Origin of the sequence: Breznakibacter xylanolyticus (assembly GCF_003254275.1) — a bacterium.
Taxonomy (GTDB): domain Bacteria; phylum Bacteroidota; class Bacteroidia; order Bacteroidales; family Marinilabiliaceae; genus Breznakibacter; species Breznakibacter xylanolyticus.
In genome coordinates this window covers 38,675-57,155 of the sequence record NZ_QKZK01000008.1, presented here as the reverse complement: position 1 = coordinate 57,155, position 18,481 = coordinate 38,675, and the positions used below count along the sequence as shown (strand labels likewise).

Genomic DNA, 18,481 nt, shown 5'->3' with positions numbered 1-18,481 from the left:
AAAAACGCCACCACGCAACGTCGCCATCTCAACCCATTGTTGAAACCGACGTTGCGCTGTGGCGTGTGTACATCGCAGGATAGGATACATCAACTGCGAATTGGAACCATCAGGTTTCGGACGGACGCCCCGAAGCTACGTTTTTGCTATGCTCAATGGACTGAAGCGCCAGATAGTTATCGCCAAACTTAATGAGGTTTTCCATCTCCTTGTCGTATTGATCGAAGTGGCGTTCCTCGTCATCCACCAGCGATTCAAAGATTTTTTTGGTGGCCGAATCGGCATTTTGCGAACACTCGTTGGCCCACAGGTTATAGTCACGGGCGCTTTGCGTTTCCATTTCGGAGGCCAGCTCGAGCATCTTCTTCACGTCGTGAATTTTTTGCACCGGGTGCCCCACTTGCATCTCCACCTCACCTTTGAGAAACAAGATGCGCTCGGCCAGACGCTCCACGTGCATCATCTCTTCGATGGCCGTCCGCTTAAAGAGGTTCGAAATCAGGTCGTAACCCAAATCATCGCACCTGAAATGAAAATACATGTACTGATGAACGGCCGACAGTTCGTCGGCAATGGCTTTGTTTAAAAACTCAATGCTTTTTTCCTTCATAAATCTGATATAAAATATTGAGGTTAAAAAGAGTGTCCGATATGACGCTTGTAATATACGCCACTATCGGATCACCCCAATGACATGCACAAAAAGTGAAATACGGCAGGCGTTAAGCCAAGTCAAACCGGTCGAGGTTCATCACCTTATTCCAGGCGGCCACAAAGTCGTTGACAAACTTCACCCCGGCATCGGCACTGCCGTACACTTCGGCCAAAGCGCGAAGTTCGGAGTGCGACCCAAACACCAAATCGGCGCGGGTGGCTGTCCATTTCAACTGCCCGGAATTTCGGTCGCGGCCGCTGAACAACTCCTTATCGTCAGAGGCCGGCATCCAGGCAGTGCCCATGTCGAGCAGGTTGACGAAAAAGTCGTTGGAAAGCACCTCGGGACGAGCCGTGAATACGCCATGTTGGGAGCCGTCGTAGTTGGCATTGAGCACACGCAAGCCCCCCACCAACACCGTCATTTCGGGAGCTGTGAGCGTGAGCAGTTGCGCTTTATCCACCAGCAATTCTTCGGTGGATACCGTGAAACGAGTCTTGAGATAATTACGGAACCCATCGGCCACCGGCTCCAGCACGGCAAACGATTCAACGTCGGTCTGCTCCTGGGAGGCATCCATGCGACCGGGCACAAAGGGCACTTTCACCTTCACCCCGCCATCGGCAGCAGCCTTTTCCACGACAGCGCATCCGGCCAGCACAATCAGGTCGGCCAGCGATATTTTTTTACCACCCGCCTGAGCACCATTAAACGCCTGCTGAATGGTCTCAAGCTTGGCCAATACCGTTGTCAATTGTGCAGGATTGTTCACAGCCCAATTTCTCTGGGGTTCCAGTCGAATGCGAGCTCCGTTGGCGCCCCCTCGCTTATCGGAACCACGGAAAGTGGACGCCGATGCCCAAGCCGTGGCCACCAATTGCGACACGGGGAGCCCCGATGCCAGAATGGTTTTCTTGAGGGCTGCAATATCTTCATCGTTCACCAGAGGATGATCAACGGCCGGAATGGGATCTTGCCAGATGAGGCGTTCCGCAGGCACTTCGGGCCCTTTGTATCGGGTTACCGGCCCCATGTCGCGGTGCGTGAGCTTAAACCAGGCACGGGCAAAGGCATCGGCAAACTCCAATGGATTTTCATAAAAACGGCGGGAAATTTTCTCGTACGCAGGATCAAAACGCAACGACAGGTCGGTGGTAAGCATGGCCGGGAGCTGTTTTTTGCTCTTATCCTGAGCATAAGGCATTTCGGGCTGAGCATTTTTGGCCACCCACTGGTGAGCGCCTGCGGGGCTTTTGGTGAGCTCCCACTCATATTCAAACAGGTTTTTGAAGAAATAATAGCTCCACTTGGCAGGCGTTTGCGTCCAGGTCACTTCCAGGCCGCTGGTGATGGTATCGTCGCCATGACCGGTGCCATATTTGTTTTTCCAGCCCAAGCCCATCTCTTCCATGGGAGCAGCTTCGGGTTCAGGACCCAAATTGTCAGCATCGGCGGCACCATGGGTTTTACCAAAGGTATGTCCCCCGGCAATCAGAGCCACCGTCTCTTCGTCGTTCATTCCCATGCGGGCAAAGGTCACGCGAATGTCATGGGCAGCCGCCAACGGATCGGGCACCCCATTGGGGCCTTCGGGATTGACGTAAATGAGTCCCATTTGCACAGCCGCCAGGGGGTTCTCCAGGTCACGTTCGCCCGAGTAACGCTGGTCGCCTTCGAGCCATTTGGCTTCAGCCCCCCAGTACACATCCTCCTGGGGTTCCCAGGTGTCGGCACGCCCGCCGCCAAAACCAGAGGTCTTGAAACCCATGGATTCAAGTGCCACGTTACCGGCAAGAATCATCAGGTCGGCCCAGGAGATTTTGTTGCCATATTTTTGTTTGATGGGCCAGAGCAACCGCCGCGCCTTGTCGAGGTTCACGTTGTCGGGCCAACTGTTGAGCGGGGCAAAGCGCTGCTGCCCGCCCCCGGCACCGCCGCGACCGTCGGCCGTGCGATAGGTTCCGGCACTGTGCCAGGCCATCCGAATGAAAAGAGGACCGTAATGGCCAAAATCGGCCGGCCACCACGCCTGGGAGTCAGTCATAAGTTTCTTCAAGTCAGCTTTAAGAGCTTGATAATCGAGACTCTCAAAGGCTTCCACATAATTAAAGCCTTCCCCCATGGGGTCGCTCAACGCCGAATTCTGACGCAGGGTATTTAACTTCAGTCGATTAGGCCACCAATCGAGGTTTTTGGTGCCGCCGCTGCCGGCATGATGCTTTGCCGTTGCCCCGGTGACAGGGCATTGACTCATTTTGTTTTCATGTTCCATCATTCAGTCATTATTTGAGATTAACAATTATTTGTCAAAAGTTTTGGGCATAACACCCACCAATCCCGCCAAACAACCACTTCTTTGATTAAAGTTTTAACCAAAATGTCATACCCCGCTAACGCGATACCGCTTGATGGTTGCACCAAGCACTTGTCAACCCAACGATTCGGATAAAGACGATTGGAACTATTGAGATACAACGAAGCTATCCGTTGCAGAAAAGGCGTGGTTGGTAACTCGGCAACAATCCCAAGGTAAAGAGAAATGGCAGCTAATGCAATATAAAACAGCTTTATGCACGTCAACTTTTTCGAGTGGCATCAACAGGCAACTAACCACATTGGTAAAACCAAGCCCGGGAACTCAAAACCAATCAAAGCTTGCATACACATGCAAATACCTGAATTATTTGTTGCCATCCATAATAATTGATGATAGAACCTCCAAGTCATTTCACGTGATCTTGATGAAGAATTGGTCATAAAAAACGAAAAGCGAGGCAGATTTTCATCCCCTCGCTTTTTCATTATCAAAAAAATAAACTCAAACGACCTATGCCGAATTTCGGCTGGCATTGATGTTTCCAAAGAAACAACGCACCACCATTTTTTTCCACAATTCGCCGTCCTCACCACGGGCAATGGCCTGTCGGTACTCGTTAAGGGCATATTGCTGAATCACCAGCAGAGGCAGCACAATCTCCTCGCGCATGCCAATGGAACTCAGGTTCACGGGCGCTTCTTGCAGCAGTCGGTCGTACCCCGACAGCTGTAGCAGATACTCAACGGTGAGGTCGGTTTCCTGCTTGAGCAGCGTCCAGAACTCGCCAAACTCGGGGTTGTGTTTTAAATATGAAGTGAGCTCAAAACGCGTTTTGGCCAGCGCCTGCATGCTATTGTATATCAAAGCACGGAAGAAAAGCGACTTGCCGTAAAGCTCCCTCAGTTGTGCACCCCGGCCGGATGCCTCCACCGCACGCAATGCGTCGCCAAAACCGTAGTAGCCGGGAACGTTCTGCTTCATCTGGGCCCAGGCACCCACAAAGGGGATGGCTCGCAGGTCGTCGAGGTTGAGCTTTCCACCGGCACTGCGCTTGCTGGGGCGTGATCCCACGTTGGTTTCGCCGTAAAAGTTGAGCACGGTCACCTGGTCGAGGTAATCGATGAATTTGGGATGTTCCTTCAGGCGGGTGTATGCGTCAAGACTCAATTGTCCCAGCTCATCCATCAGCGCCTCCTGTTCAGGCGTCAACTCCTGTTTATCACTCTGAAACACGTGGTTACCCAGTCCGGCCGTAAGCAACTGTTCCATGTTGTAACGCGCCGACTCGTGGTTGCCGAATTTCGACGAGATGGTCTGCCCCTGAATGGTGAGCTGAATCTCGTGATTCTCAACACTGCGACCGTGGGCTGCATAATAGTCGTGAGTATCGCCCCCCCCGCGTGCCGGAGGTCCGCCGCGACCGTCAAAAAAGAGCACCTTCACGTCGTATTTCCGGCTCAGCTCGGTGAGATGTTTTTTGGCTTTAAAAATGCTCCAGTTGGCCGCCACGTAACCGCCATCCTTGGTGCCGTCGCTAAAACCAAGCATGATGGTTTGCTTGTTGCCACGCTGCGCCAAATGGGCTTTATAAAATGGATGCGTGTAAAGGAATTCCATGATTTCGGAAGATGCTTCCAGGTCGTCGATGGTCTCGAACAGCGGCACCAGGTCGAAGGGCAATTGACCTTCCCATCCCGATGCCCTGAAGAGGAAATGAAGAATAAACAAATCCTCGGCATTACGGGTGTTGGAGATGATGTAACGGTGGCAAGCCTCGCTACCATTCTCGTGATGAATGGTTCGCAACACCTCAATGGTGCGGATGCTATCAGAGGTGATGCCCTCAAAGGCTCCGGGATGAAGATCATTCACATTCAGATTCGCCCAGAAATCGGCCTTCGCAGCCAGCGTGCTACAAGCTTCGTACTGAGCCTGATTGCCGGTAGCAGTCAAAATATCGGACACAATTTTGCGGTGCACACGGCTGTCCTGACGAATGTCCATCTCGGCAAAGAAAAATCCAAAAGCCCGCACGCGGTCAATGAGCGCCTGCAACAAATCGGCATGGATGCCCCGGTAGTCGTTCACCAACTTGAGACGTATCAGCTCAAGATCGGTAACCAACTCATCGGCTGAAGCATAATACTGATCATCGTGACGATAAATGGTGGTTTGCAACTTATTTTCGATGCGGCGAATGGCACCATCGGTCTCGGGAAACGTCAGCTTGCGTTTGAGGTCGCGCACATCGGCCAGATAAGCACGCACCACCGACTCCTTGAGCTTGCGTGCAGTAGTAAGAGTCGTGTCGGCCGTCACAAAGGGATTGCCATCACGGTCGCCGCCCGGCCAAAAGCCCAGTCGGATGAGCGAAGGATTGACCTCCACACCGGGAAAACGATTTTTGAGATCACCAATGATGTCACCAACGGTTTGATAAAAAATATTTTCCAGGTACCAGATAAGGGCGATGGCCTCATCGAGGGGCGTGGGTTTTTTGCGTCGATACATGGGCGTGAGCCCCAACTGCTGAATGAGCAGATTAATCTCCTGCACATTGTTGTGTCGGATGGCTTGCTCCAGATCGGTGATGATGGATAGCACATTGCCGGGATAAAACTGCGTGGGGTGAGCTGTGAGCACCACTCGGATGCCAAAATCGTTAAGCTTCTCCACGAAGCGCTGTTTCTGTTCCTGCGTGTTGATTTTGGTCAACAGGTGGTGAAACGTTCCTTTGCCCCGAATGTCGGTCACCTTTTTGAAGGCTGCATCCTCAATGGCATCAAAAAGCACCACCTGCCGCTCGATGTACTGCACGAAACGGAACAGCAAATCGACCCGGTCACCGAGTTCCAGGTCGGCATAATTATCACGAAAAAAGGCCTCGATAATTTCGGCGGGCGTGGCCTCCTGCTTCATCCCCTCGGCACATTTCCCGGCCAACAGAGGTAAAAAATGGCCGGTATTGCGAGTTTCCTCAAAAGGCAAGGTGATGAACAGGCTGTTGAACAACTGATACTTGAGCCGGACATACTGCTCAAAAGCGTCTTGTGAATTCATATCGTCTGTCAATTGATAAAGTGGCTGTGTTTTCACCAATAACATCACAAAAATGGGTTTGTTTCAACCCACCCTGTTTATTGGCGTCTCAAAACTAATGGAAAAACCGGTTGAACGATATTTTTTTGATACTTTCGCCTGAAAATGGATTGTTTTGAAGGCATCCCTGCAACATTTTATCGTAATTCAACTCCTTGCGACCCTGTGGTTGCTAGGGGGCACATGCCAATTCATTCACGCACAATCCGCATCCCCTCAACAGTTGATGTACCGGTCGTATGTGAGTGGCGAGATGGCACACTGGCGAAAGGCGCTCGAGCAACTGTCGGCGGTCAACGCCAAGTCGCCGACCTTCGACACATTATTTGAAGAAGCCCTAGGGAGATATGGTTACGCCGGCTACTGCATCGAACACAAACAGAAGGAGGATGCCCGGGCTCACATGGATGCCGGATGGCCATTGGTAGAGATGCTGGCAAAACAATGGCCCCAATCGGGCAAAACCAGTGCCCTGCAAGGTGCCTATTACGAACTGGAGATGGCCTTATCGCCCTATCAGGCCGCTTGGTACGGATGGAAACTGGTATCAGCCAGTCGTCGCTCCATGGCGTTATCACCCACCGATGCCTATTGCCTGACCGAACGCGCCCTCTACCTGTGGCACGCTCCAGCGATGGCAGGCGGTGACCGCGAGCAGGCTCTAAAACGATACGGACAGGCGGTGGCCGCATTCGAAAAAGCCCATCAACAACGACACTGGTACTACCTTCACACACTCACGTTATGGGCCGGTGCATGCGAAACGGCCGATCAAAGCGCACAAGCCAACCGCATCTATCTCAAAATCATCGCCCACGAACCCCACTTTAAGCGGATCTCTGAAGTAATTTATCCCCGCTTTTTGCAAAATCAACAAACACCCTCTTCGTTGACGCGTTAAATTTTTATCATCCTCCCCTACTCCGAAATCAGACTTTAACAAAAAAGGGGGTTTTATAGGATATTCACACATCGAAACGATTATTATTCAGATAATTACAAGGCAAACTATTGTTTTTACACCACATACAATTATCTTAGCAACGCAGAACTTTTTACAAAAAGGTGCTGTTATTAAAATGACAGCCCGAACAAACATCTTGCATTAAAACCATTCATGTCACCAATGGGCGACATGAGGAAATTGAGGTACCGCAAGCGTGCAAAAGTTCGCTGACAACAAACAAACATTCAATACATCCCTCATTCCCCCTTTTAAGAATGAGGAAGTAAATAAATAGAGCAATGAAGAAAATGCAAACGCGCCAAGAGCGCCCATTAACCGGATGAATTAAATAGAAATAAAAACAGAATTAAGAATGAAGGATTTAGTGTCGATTTTGAAAGGCCGGAACGTAGAGCTTCCCGCCGAGATTATTGAGCTGCTCACTCAGGCCAAAAGCTGCCGGGTGTTCAACACGGTTCAGGAGTTGGTAGATGCCTCTACCAATGGCCCCGACAACAAAGTATTTGATGTCAAATACAATGTACCAGGCAAGGGCGAAGTCACCGAAGTGGTGGTGCATAAAGTAAAAAATGGCATCGCAGCCAATTTTACCGAACCCTACATGCGTCGTCGGGATCCAAACACCATGCTCATTGCCGATGAACTGCCCACCGACAAACCCTTGTTTAAGGACAAGATGGGCTACGAGTTCGGCCAACTGAAAAAGGAAACTTACGACTGGTTGAAGCAACAAGATTTGGGCGTGTTTTTGTTTTGGGCCGGGCATCACGGCGTGGGACTGGGTGGCATGGCCATCGTACCAGCCAACGCGGCATTCTTTGCCCTGGGTCTGGCCATGTTGCAATCGATGCTCGACAGCAACAACCTGCCTCACTACTACGACCTTGAATCCATCATTTTTGTGGCTCCCCCTTTCCGTCACACCCATTTCGACGGCAAACAGGTGGTGGTACACAATCGTACTAAAAAAATACACGAGATTTTCTCGTTCAACCTCTATCCCGGCCCCAGTGCCAAGAAAGGGGTTTACAGCGCCCTGCTCGACAAAGGCGAAAAGGAGAACTGGATTACCACCCACTGTTCGACCGTGCGGGTGATCAGCCCTTACGACAACACCATGACTTTTATGCACGAAGGTGCCAGTGGTGGCGGCAAAAGCGAGATGCTTCAAAACATCGTGCGCGAGGCCGATGGCGAAATCCTCATTGGCGAGAACATCAACAATGGTGAAAAGCGTTTTATCAACATCCCCAAGTTCTGCAAGTTCGCCCCTGTGACCGACGATATGGCCATCTGCCACACATCGTTGCAAAAAAACAACGGTAAACTGCGCGTGATTGACGCCGAAAACGGATGGTTTATCCGTACCGACGGCATTAAACAATACGGCAGCGAGCCCGATTTGGAAAAAGTGACCATCAACCCGTCCAAGCCGCTGTTGTTCCTCAACATCGATGCTGAGCCGGGCAGTACAGCCCTTATTTGGGATCACATCGAAGATGCTCCCGGCAAGGCTTGTCCAAACCCCCGCGTGGTGGTTCCGCGCGACATCATGCCCGACGTGATTGACAAGCCTGTTTCGGTTGACGTGCGTAGCTTTGGGGTGCGCACCCCGCCATTCCTGTCCGAGAAACCCTCATACAGCATCGTGGGTGTATTTCACATCCTGCCCCCGGCACTGGCCTGGCTGTGGCGCCTGGTGGCTCCACGCGGTTATGCCAACCCAAGCATCGTAAGCTCTGGTGACATGGACAGCGAGGGTGTGGGTTCATACTGGCCCTTTGCCACCGGCAAGCAGGTGCACCATGCCAACATGCTGCTGCACCAAATCATGAGCACACCCCGCGTGAGCTACACGCTGACGCCCAACCAGCACATCGGTGCCTGGAAGGTGGGCTTTAAACCCCAGTTGCTCATGCGCGAATACCTCACCCGTCGAGGAAGTCTCCGACTGCGCGAAGACCAATACCAGTCGGCCCGTTGCCCATTGTTGGGTTACGAACTCAACTACCTGACCATCGAGGGTTCGAAAATCCCCAGCCGTTTCCTCAAAGTGTACCGTCAGCCCGAAGTTGGCGAAGCCGGTTACGATGCGGGAGCCAAAATGCTGTCGGACTTCTTCAAGCGTGAGGTGAAGAAATTTATGACCCCAGAATTGAGCCCCATTGGCCGCGACATCATTAACGTGTGCCTGCACGATGGTTCCCTCGAGGACTACGTGGCTGTATTCCCGGCAAGAGTGGAATAAGGTTAAAGCCAATAGTCAAGTTTTTAATATCGAAGCGGGTACCCGGTGTGGGTGCCCGCTTTTTTTATGCGCCCCCATTAATCATCACCACCCGAAATCAACCAACAAGCACAAAAAAACGCATTCCCTTCATAATTTGCTTTTTTTTGTAAAAAACAGAATCATGAGCATCGCCCTCAGCAACATACAACAAGAATTATTAAAATTTTTTTCCACCAACATTCCCGAAGAGCAATTACTCGAGATAAAGAAACTGCTGAGTGATTATTTCGCCGAAAAAGCAGGTCATGAAATTGCCAGGCTATGGGAGGTAAACGACTGGAACAATAACACCATGAAGCAATGGACGAATGAGCACAACAGGCATAAAAAATCATCCTTGACACCAACATATTCATCACGATATAGGGAAACAAATCCCCTAACAGATGGATTTTATATAAAAAAGAAATGGCATCTTCAGATTGTGTATTAGCAGTGACATTTTATTAGAATACGAAGAAATACTTACTCAAAAAACCAACAAGGAGATTGCACGGAACATTGTCAGTTTTCTCCTATCATCCCCTAATGTTCTATGGGTTGATATTTTTTTCCATTGGCATCTAATAAAAGAGACGAAGACGACAACAAATTTATAAATTGTACAATTTCTGCAAACACATATTGCCTGGCATCGAATGACAATCATTTCAACATTTTGCAAACAGTTGATTTCCCCAAAATTTCAGTCATGATACTCTCTGAATTTAAAGCGAATTCCAAGAAAAAAATCATCTGACCACCAACACCCCCAATCACCACTCTATCTCCTCCAATCCCTTCTCCTTCAAATAACCATTGGTCTTGCTAAAATGACGGCACCCAAAAAACCCCCGATGAGCAGACAGGGGCGACGGATGCACCGATGTGAGAATGCAATGACGACTGGCATCAATCAGTTGCGTCTTTTTGATGGCGTAGTTACCCCAAAGCAAAAACACCAGATTTTCCTTTTCAGAAGCCAGCAGGCGGATGACGGCATCGGTGAACTGTTCCCATCCCTTTTTTTGATGGGATCCGGCCTTATGAGCCCTTACGGTAAGGGTGGCATTGAGCAGCAACACCCCTTGACGCGCCCATCGCTCCAGATTGCCGCTTGCCGGGCATTGGCGCCCCAGGTCGGCTTCAATCTCTTTATAAATATTCACCAGCGAGGGCGGCACCTTTACCCCCTCATTTACCGAAAAACAGAGGCCGTGAGCTTGATTCACATCGTGATATGGATCCTGCCCCAGGATGACGACACGCGTTTGGGCGAGCGGGCATAAATTGAAAGCGTTGAAAACAAACCCTTCAGGGGGAAACACCTCCTCAGTTCGGTACTCGTGATTGACAAAATCGGTCAAACGTTTAAAATATTCTTTCTCAAATTCGGGCTGCAACAATTGTTGCCATCCGGCTTCCATACGAACTTCCATAACACGACGGGGTTTTGATGATGGGCAAAAATAACGCAACCGGGCAAGAAATCAGCATAAGGGCACCCCATAAATGAACTGCCAATATACAAGTCGATTATCTTTGCATCCAAATCAGAAGAACATACAACGGAGACATGCCGATGGAAAGAAGAGAGAAATAGAGTTAGCAGCTAAGCGGCTAATCGACGAAGTCGCTTTGCATAGCAAAGAAAGCAACAGAGCGGCAAAGTGAAGAAGTACAAAAGTACGAAAGAACGAGAACGCAATCATATTTAAAGATACGGCTCAACGTCCCCCTTTTGGGGATGAGGGGGCTAAATTAAACCAAAGACCTCCTTGGGGCAATTGAGGGGACTAAAGCAAACACCAATGAATTCAACCACCATCGAACTACAAAAAAAATACGAAACGCTTACCGGAGACGAAAAAATGGTTCTGGAAACCTCAGCCCTGCTGTATTTCGACAGTACCAAACGCTTCGACTCGGCCATTAAAGACTACCTGCCGATGCCGATGACCGCTAAGATGATCGGGAACATCCTTAAAAGCTTAAAAGATAAGGGGCTGGTAATTAGTTCAGCCTATCAGACCGAAGTGGTGCCCAGCCTGAAAATGCATCTCATTGCCAAGGCCTTGCAAACCCCCGAAGGCCAAAAAACTGCCAAAGACATTGCCACCTCCCACGTTCCGGCATACTCCTACGACGCCGAATGGCAAAACACTTTCAGAAAATTACTGCTATACCCCGATTCGCCTGCCAAAAAATTCACTTCTTGGGAATACAATCGCATCACATCAAATGCGCATCAACTTTACCCGACCTTAATAGCCATGATGGATATGCCGGAGTGGGATTCATTTTGGAAAATTGACCCCTTACTAACCACTCCATTAATCCATCACATCATTTGGACTAACCACCAATTGCTGGATAACTACGCGATTCTGGAACAATTTTTTCAACGCAACCCACTCCCGTCCCAAATCAGCCATTATGCCAACACTTGGTTAGCCCACAATGCGCTCATGAAAGGGCGTTTTGAACAGGCTCATCAACTCAGCCTCAATCTCAACAACACTCAGGCACTGATCTGCAAATCGTTACTCAACCTCAGCAAAGGGGATTACCCCATGGCAGTCTCCCTGTTCGATTTGGCCAGAACGAGCGACATGAATGAGGACAAAATAACCAAACAAGACTTTGAATATTTTCACGAATACTTCTACTGGTTCACTTTTGCATTGTGGCAGCGGGATAATTTCATCAAAAAAGCCGACACCTTTAATCGTAAGCTCAGAAAATCGAGTTTCGTCCCCGGAAGAGTGACGATTCCTCTACTCCATTTTATTAAAAACGAATTTGAGGAAGCCGAAAGTTATCACAACAATTATAAGGCGATGAACAAATTTAGCGTCCAAATGCAGGCGCATGCCTTTTATCAATTGCTCAACGAATACCTGATTAGCGGTAAACTCAACAACAACGACCTATCCAAGGGCATTTCCCTGGCACAGAATCTGCAATTGGATGGTTTTTTATTCTATCTCAACGAGTTGCTGTACATCCTCACCCAATCGGGCGCCAAACTCCCGTCACAACTCAAAAATGCCATCCCCAAGGATTTCCCCTCCCCCCTGTTCTCGCGACTGGTCAAGCAGGAAAAATGGGAACAAACCCTCGAAGGGTTGCTCATGCTATCGGGCTCAAGCACAACCAAATCAAAAAGTAAAGATGAGAACACCTCGCGCATCTGCTATCACATCAACCTAAATAACAAATACATCCAACCCATCCTGCAAACCCGAACAGCACGGGGCTGGACCGGTGGCCGCAACATCGCCCTCAAACGGTTCAAGGAGCGGGAAGTGGAAGGCATGACCGAGCAGGACATTCGGGTGACAAAAGCCATCACCTCCTATTCGAGAGGCTACTACGGCAACAACGATTGGTACATCGACTTTGCCCAAGCCATCACTGAGTTGTGTGGCCATCCTTACCTGTTTTTGTCCAATCAGCCCGACATTGCCCTCGAACTCATTAAGGGACAGCCCGAACTCATCACCGAAAAAACTAAAAACGGCATCTGCCTCAAAACCAACATCAAGGACGATGATTCCGATGATGTCATCATCGTCAAAGAAACCCAAACGCGCTACAAGGTCATCCCTCTCAACGAGGCGCAACGCAAAGTCATCCGCATGCTCAACAACGGGCTCACCATTCCTGAAAGCGGCAGAGATAAACTAATGAAAACCGTGGCAGGATTGAGCCACCTGATGAACGTGCAATCCGACTTGGAGGAGGAAAACAGCCAACTGCCGGTCGTGGAGGCAGATGCGCGCATTCGCATTCAAATACTGCCCATTGGCGATGGCCTCAAAGCCGAGATGTTCGTCAAACCCTTCAACACCGTTCCCCCTTACGCCAAACCCGGCAAAGGCGGCAAAGTGATGTATGGCACCATTGACGGAGAAAAAGCCCAGGCCGTCAGACCGCTCAAAACAGAAAACGAATACGCCCAGCGCATCACCAACGACCTGTCTCAAACCATTGACGCCGACCTAGAGAACGATGCCGTGATGTTTGAAGATCCGTATCAATGCTTAGAACTGCTCGAAACCATTGGTCGTCACCACGATATTGCCGTGGTGGAATGGCCCGAGGGTGAACGCTTCCGCCTCAAACGATCGGCATCATTCAAAGACCTTTCGCTACGCGCAAAAGGTAAAGGACAATGGTTCGACATAGAAGGAGAGCTCACCATTGACCCAAAAACCGTGATCTCCCTCAAAGAATTGCTCACCCGATCGGCCAAGAGCAAGGGACGATTCATCGAACTCTCCGATGGAGAATTCCTGGCCATTTCGCAAGAGCTGAAAAAACAACTCGACGACCTGCAGGCCATCGCCACCACCGACAAAAACGGAGTCAAAATCAACTCCTTCGCCATTCATGCGCTGGATGAAATCACCCAAAAAGCTGCCTCCTTCAAGGGCGACAAAGGATGGAAAGACCTTCAGAAACGCATTGCTGAAGCAGACAAGCTGAACATTGACGTGCCTGCCACCCTCGATGCCGAACTGCGCCCCTATCAGGAAGAAGGCTTTCGATGGATGGTGCGCCTCAATGCCTGGGGCAGCGGCGCATGCCTGGCCGACGACATGGGTTTGGGCAAGACTCTGCAAGCCATTGCCATGATGCTTCACAAAGCCGAAGCAGGGCCCAGCATGGTGGTATGCCCCGCCTCGGTGGTTCCCAACTGGTGCAACGAACTGCAAAAATTCGCCCCCACGCTCAACCCCATTGTGCTGCGACCAAGTCACCGCGAAGAAGTGTTTACCAACCTAGCTCCCTTTGACGTTCTGGTGATCACCTACGGCTTGCTGCAAACCGAGGAACAGCGGGTGAGTGCCGTCAACTGGGCCGTAGCCGTGCTCGACGAAGCGCATGCCATCAAAAACACGCAAACCAAATCGTCGAAAGCGGCCATGAGCATCCAGGCCGACTTCCGACTGGCACTCACCGGTACGCCCCTGCAAAACCATCTGGGCGAACTGTGGAACCTGTTCAACTTTTGCAACCCGGGGTTGTTGGGCTCACATCAGGCCTTCACCGATCGTTACGTGAAAAACGACAACCCGGCACAAAAGGCACATCTCAAGAAAATCATCTCGCCCTTCATCCTGCGCCGTACTAAAAACAAGGTTCTGGACGAACTGCCTGCCAAAACCGAAATCACCCACACGGTAGAATTGAGCGAAGCCGAAATGGCCTTCTACGAAGCATTGCGCCAACAAGCCATCGAGAACCTCGAAAACGGCGAGGGCAACAACGGTCAGCAACACCTGCAGGCACTGGCCGAAATCACCAAACTGCGTCTGGCGTGTTGCAACACCTCACTGGTTCGCAACGACATTCAGCTCCCCTCTTCGAAACTCGAGGCTTTTTTTGACATCATCAACGAACTACGCGAGAACAAACACCGGGCTCTGGTCTTCAGCCAGTTTGTGGGTCATCTGTCCATCGTGCGGCAAGCGCTCGACAAGGAGGGCATTGCCTATCAATACCTCGACGGCTCCACTCCCATTGCCGATCGCCAAGCGGCCGTCAAAGCCTTTCAAAGCGGCAAGGGCGATGTGTTTCTCATCAGCCTGAAAGCAGGGGGATTGGGACTCAACCTCACGGCCGCCGACTACGTGTTGCACATGGATCCGTGGTGGAACCCGGCCATTGAAGATCAGGCCAGCGACCGTGCCCACCGCATGGGGCAAACACGCCCGGTGACCATCTACCGACTGGTGGCTAAAAACACCATCGAAGAAAAAATAGTGAAACTACACGCCACCAAACGCGACATGGCCGACAGCCTGCTGGACGGAACCGACCAAAGCGCCAAATTGTCAACGGCCGATTTGCTGGATCTGTTGAAGGGCAATTGAGAAAAGTGCAAGAAGACAAGAGTGCAAGAGTGAGAAAGTACAAAAGTGCGGAAGTGAAAAAGTAATTTAATTTAGAGAAAAAGACATTAGATTATTAGACAGATGATAAGATAAAGGAAGATTTTGCAGATGGATTCTTTGTCGTTTTAGTCTAATCTGTCTGTCTGACGTCTAAAGATCTTCCTGTCTTTTATCCAGATACAACAGCCCAAACGACATTGAAAATACGGACGTGCTTTAGAATTTTGAAACACAAAAAACAGGCGGAAGGCTCACCAAAGGGTGACTTCCGCCTGTTTCGTTCAAATTTATAAGTATCGGAATCAAAACAATTCCGCTCACACCAAAACGAACAATCCTACAATTATTTGGGTACTTTTACTTCAATGAGATCGGCCAGTTGTCGAGCTTCTTTTTGCAGCGCCAGCACATCGGCACCGGGCTCGGCATTGAGCACAACCACGCCCATGCGGCGATACTGGCGTGCTTCTTCTTTTCCGAAAAGTTTAATGTCGGCACGGGGATGGGCACACACCTTCTCGAGGCCGGTGTACACGGGATGCATGGTATCGATGGATGAAAGCACCACAGCGCTGGCACCTGGGCGTTCCTGCCGGATTTCGGGAATGGGCAAGCCCAACACAGCGCGGCAATGCAATTCAAATTCGTTGAAATTTTGAGTCCCGGCCAGGGTCACCATGCCGGTATCGTGGGGACGGGGCGAAAGTTCGGAGAAAACCACCCCTTCGCGGGTGATGAAAAATTCCACCCCAAAAATTCCGGCACCGCCCAATGCGCGAGTTACCTTATCAGCCATCTCTTGCGCCTGCTCCAGAAAACCATCGGGCAACAATACCGGCTGCCAGCTCTCCTGGTAATCGCCGCGCTCCTGTCGGTGGCCAATGGGCGCACAAAAGAGCGTAGGGCCATCCATCTGAGTAACGGTGAGCAGCGTAATTTCACTCACAAAGGGCACAAATGCCTCCACAATGACCTCGGCCACATCACCCCGTCCCTTGTCGGCGGCTATTTGCCAGGCCTTTTCGATGTCGGCCTCGGCCTTCACCGTCGATTGTCCTTTGCCCGACGACGACATCAGGGGCTTCACCACGCAGGGGATGCCCACCTGAGCCACGGCAGCCTTGAGCTCGTCAAAGGATGTGGCGTAACGATAATTGGCCGTTTTCAAACCCAGTTCTTTGGCCGCCAGGTCACGTATGGCCTTGCGGTTCATGGTATAATTGGCAGCTTTGGCCGAAGGCACCACGCGGATGCCGGCCTTTTCGTAGTCGTAAAAACGTTCGGTGCGAATGGCTTCAATCTCGGGCACAATCAAGTCGGGACGATGCTTCTCCACAATGCGATCCAACGCATCACCATCGAGCATATTAATCACCTCAAACGCATCGGCCACCTGCATGGCCGGCGCCCCGGCATACCGATCGACGGCAATAACGGTCTGTCCCAACCGTTTGGCCGCGATCACAAATTCTTTACCTAACTCGCCGGAACCCAGCAACATAATTTTTTTATGCATAAAAAAAAGATTTGAGACCCATGAGGGCACAAATTTATAATTTTCAACGGGTAAGGGAAATATTTTGAAGACCGAAAAACACTCAATTCTGCCAATACTTCTTCATCCTTTGATTTAAACCTACCAACCAATGTGTGCACACAAATAACCAAAAAGTGTTGTTAACAGGTTCAACCACTCATAAAAACATCTTGACAACAGCCCAACAATACAGCTACCTTAAGACACTCCTATGAATGTTGCCCAATCCTCACCATGCAAAGAGACCTCAACATCAAACATCGTCACCCCCTCTGCTCCATCCTACTCGTGCTGTGGATGCCCCTTTGGCCGGGCATGGTTTGGGCGCAATCGCACGAAATAAACGTGGGCGTGCGCCTTCAAAAGAGCCTGCATCTTTATTGGGAAAACGGATTCACCCTTCACTATGCCCATACAGGAGTGCTGCGTGGCGACCTGCACGCAGGGCTCACCTACGCCACCAGCCGTTGGGGATCGGCATGGCACTCCAACGCCATCCGGCAGGATCAATACCTGCTTTCGGGAACCTACTACTTCAGACATGAAAAAAGATGGCAACCCTTTATCAGAGCAAACACAGGTTACTTTTGGGCCGACATGGAAGAGGCCATTTTTGAAGTACTGCCACATCAGTCTCTCTTGTTGTCGGCCGAATGTGGCATCAGGCTCCGCTTCCGCACACCACTAAGGGTCGCCCCCTCGTTGGGGTATAACTTCATTACCGGCGATGGCATTTCAGGGCCGGGTACACTCTATCCGATCTTTTATCAAATCACCATGACGTATGCCTTTGCATTTTAAAACACTGGGGTTTATTGCCCTGCTATGGCTGACAACAGCCTGCAACCTTTCACCCGACATCGACGATGCCATTGACCTGGACGGAACACAGATATATGACCCGTCGCTGGCACATCCCGAGCAATACCTGTTGTCGTACCAGCACCCGGCGCCTACCTCCGACCAACTTAACCTGCCGGTGGCCATTACCGTGCACGGATTTAGCGCCAGCACCTGGGAGTGGGACGAGTTTTGCCAGTGGAGCCACGACCGGGGACAATTGCTCACCTCACAAGTGTTGCTGGGCGGGCACGGCATCGACTACCAGGCATTTAAAACGGCGTCATGGGGCGAATGGCAACGCCCCATTTTGGAGGAATACCAACGACTGGAGGCCATGGGCTACAAACACTTGTATCTGGCAGGGTCATCCACGGGTGCCACACTCATTCTGGAACTGATGGCCTCGGGCAAACTCGCGGGAAGTCAACGTCCTGAAAGCATCATCATGATTGACCCTATCATCATTCCGTCCAATAAATTTCTATCACTGGTTGGATTCGTGGGGCCGATAATGGGATTTGTTGAAACGCCGCTCGATGAAGCCGAAAACGGCCATTATTACAAATACCGACCGCATGAAGCGCTCAATCAACTACTGCGACTGACCGACCGTGTGCGCCATGATTTGGAGGACGACATCACCCTGCCTCCCGGCACGACACTCACGGTTTACAAATCATTGCGCGATGCCTCAGCCGACCCCGTCAGCGCCCTGCTGCTCTACAAGGGAATCAGCACTTCGGCCGGCAAACCGACCGTAAAAATGGTCGATTCAGATCTGCATGTGTTTACTTATCTGAAAGGCAGCAACAACGTTTCGGAGCACGACAAAACGCTTCAAAACCAAACGTTCATGGAGATGGAGGCCATCATGCATGGACGATGAGCCAT

The 18,481-nt window shown here is 50.6% G+C and carries 11 protein-coding genes; 6 read left to right on the top strand and 5 right to left on the bottom strand.

The features are described from left to right. Nucleotides 1–109 precede the first annotated feature (109 nt). From LX69_RS06305 to LX69_RS06295, 3 genes are all read right to left on the bottom strand, one after another. Nucleotides 110–610, bottom strand: a complete 501-nt coding sequence (locus LX69_RS06305; protein ID WP_111444988.1) for a ferritin-like domain-containing protein — start codon at nucleotides 608–610, stop codon at nucleotides 110–112. A gap of 112 nt (nucleotides 611–722) precedes the next feature. Then, a complete protein-coding gene (gene katG / locus LX69_RS06300; RefSeq protein ID WP_111444987.1) occupies nucleotides 723–2,930 on the bottom strand; it encodes a catalase/peroxidase HPI in 2,208 nt (735 codons plus the stop codon). A gap of 552 nt (nucleotides 2,931–3,482) precedes the next feature. Further along, entirely contained in the window at nucleotides 3,483–6,032 is a 2,550-nt protein-coding gene (locus LX69_RS06295) for a phosphoenolpyruvate carboxylase (RefSeq protein WP_170124266.1), read from the bottom strand. 154 nt (nucleotides 6,033–6,186) lie between these two features. Here LX69_RS06295 and LX69_RS06290 point away from each other — a divergent pair, with 154 nt between their 5' ends. From LX69_RS06290 to LX69_RS06280, 3 genes are all read left to right on the top strand, one after another. Continuing rightward, complete coding sequence (locus LX69_RS06290) at nucleotides 6,187–6,972, top strand: hypothetical protein (RefSeq protein ID WP_146260656.1); 786 nt, start codon at nucleotides 6,187–6,189, stop codon at nucleotides 6,970–6,972. 418 nt (nucleotides 6,973–7,390) lie between these two features. After that, the gene (locus LX69_RS06285) at nucleotides 7,391–9,286 is read left to right on the top strand and encodes a DUF4914 family protein (protein ID WP_111444984.1); all 1,896 of its coding nucleotides are present in this window, start codon (nucleotides 7,391–7,393) and stop codon (nucleotides 9,284–9,286) included. A 163-nt stretch (nucleotides 9,287–9,449) separates the two neighbouring features. After that, complete coding sequence (locus LX69_RS06280) at nucleotides 9,450–9,761, top strand: hypothetical protein (protein WP_111444983.1); 312 nt, start codon at nucleotides 9,450–9,452, stop codon at nucleotides 9,759–9,761. Nucleotides 9,762–10,083: 322 nt separating this feature from the next. Here the strand turns inward: LX69_RS06280 and ung are convergent, their stop codons facing one another. Then, complete coding sequence (gene ung, locus LX69_RS06275) at nucleotides 10,084–10,746, bottom strand: uracil-DNA glycosylase (protein ID WP_111444982.1); 663 nt, start codon at nucleotides 10,744–10,746, stop codon at nucleotides 10,084–10,086. A gap of 372 nt (nucleotides 10,747–11,118) precedes the next feature. On the opposite strand from ung, the gene LX69_RS06270 reads away from it, so the two are divergent. Continuing rightward, nucleotides 11,119–15,189, top strand: a complete 4,071-nt coding sequence (locus LX69_RS06270; protein ID WP_111444981.1) for a DEAD/DEAH box helicase — start codon at nucleotides 11,119–11,121, stop codon at nucleotides 15,187–15,189. 364 nt (nucleotides 15,190–15,553) lie between these two features. On the opposite strand, the gene purT is transcribed toward LX69_RS06270, so the two are convergent. Then, complete coding sequence (gene purT, locus LX69_RS06265) at nucleotides 15,554–16,726, bottom strand: formate-dependent phosphoribosylglycinamide formyltransferase (RefSeq protein WP_111444980.1); 1,173 nt, start codon at nucleotides 16,724–16,726, stop codon at nucleotides 15,554–15,556. Nucleotides 16,727–16,981: 255 nt separating this feature from the next. On the opposite strand from purT, the gene LX69_RS06260 reads away from it, so the two are divergent. Then, nucleotides 16,982–17,548, top strand: a complete 567-nt coding sequence (locus LX69_RS06260) for a hypothetical protein (RefSeq protein WP_146260655.1) — start codon at nucleotides 16,982–16,984, stop codon at nucleotides 17,546–17,548. Then, complete coding sequence (locus LX69_RS06255) at nucleotides 17,532–18,476, top strand: alpha/beta hydrolase (RefSeq protein ID WP_111444978.1); 945 nt, start codon at nucleotides 17,532–17,534, stop codon at nucleotides 18,474–18,476. The genes LX69_RS06260 and LX69_RS06255 overlap by 17 nt, the downstream gene beginning before the upstream one ends. The last annotated feature ends 5 nt before the right edge of the window (nucleotides 18,477–18,481 follow it).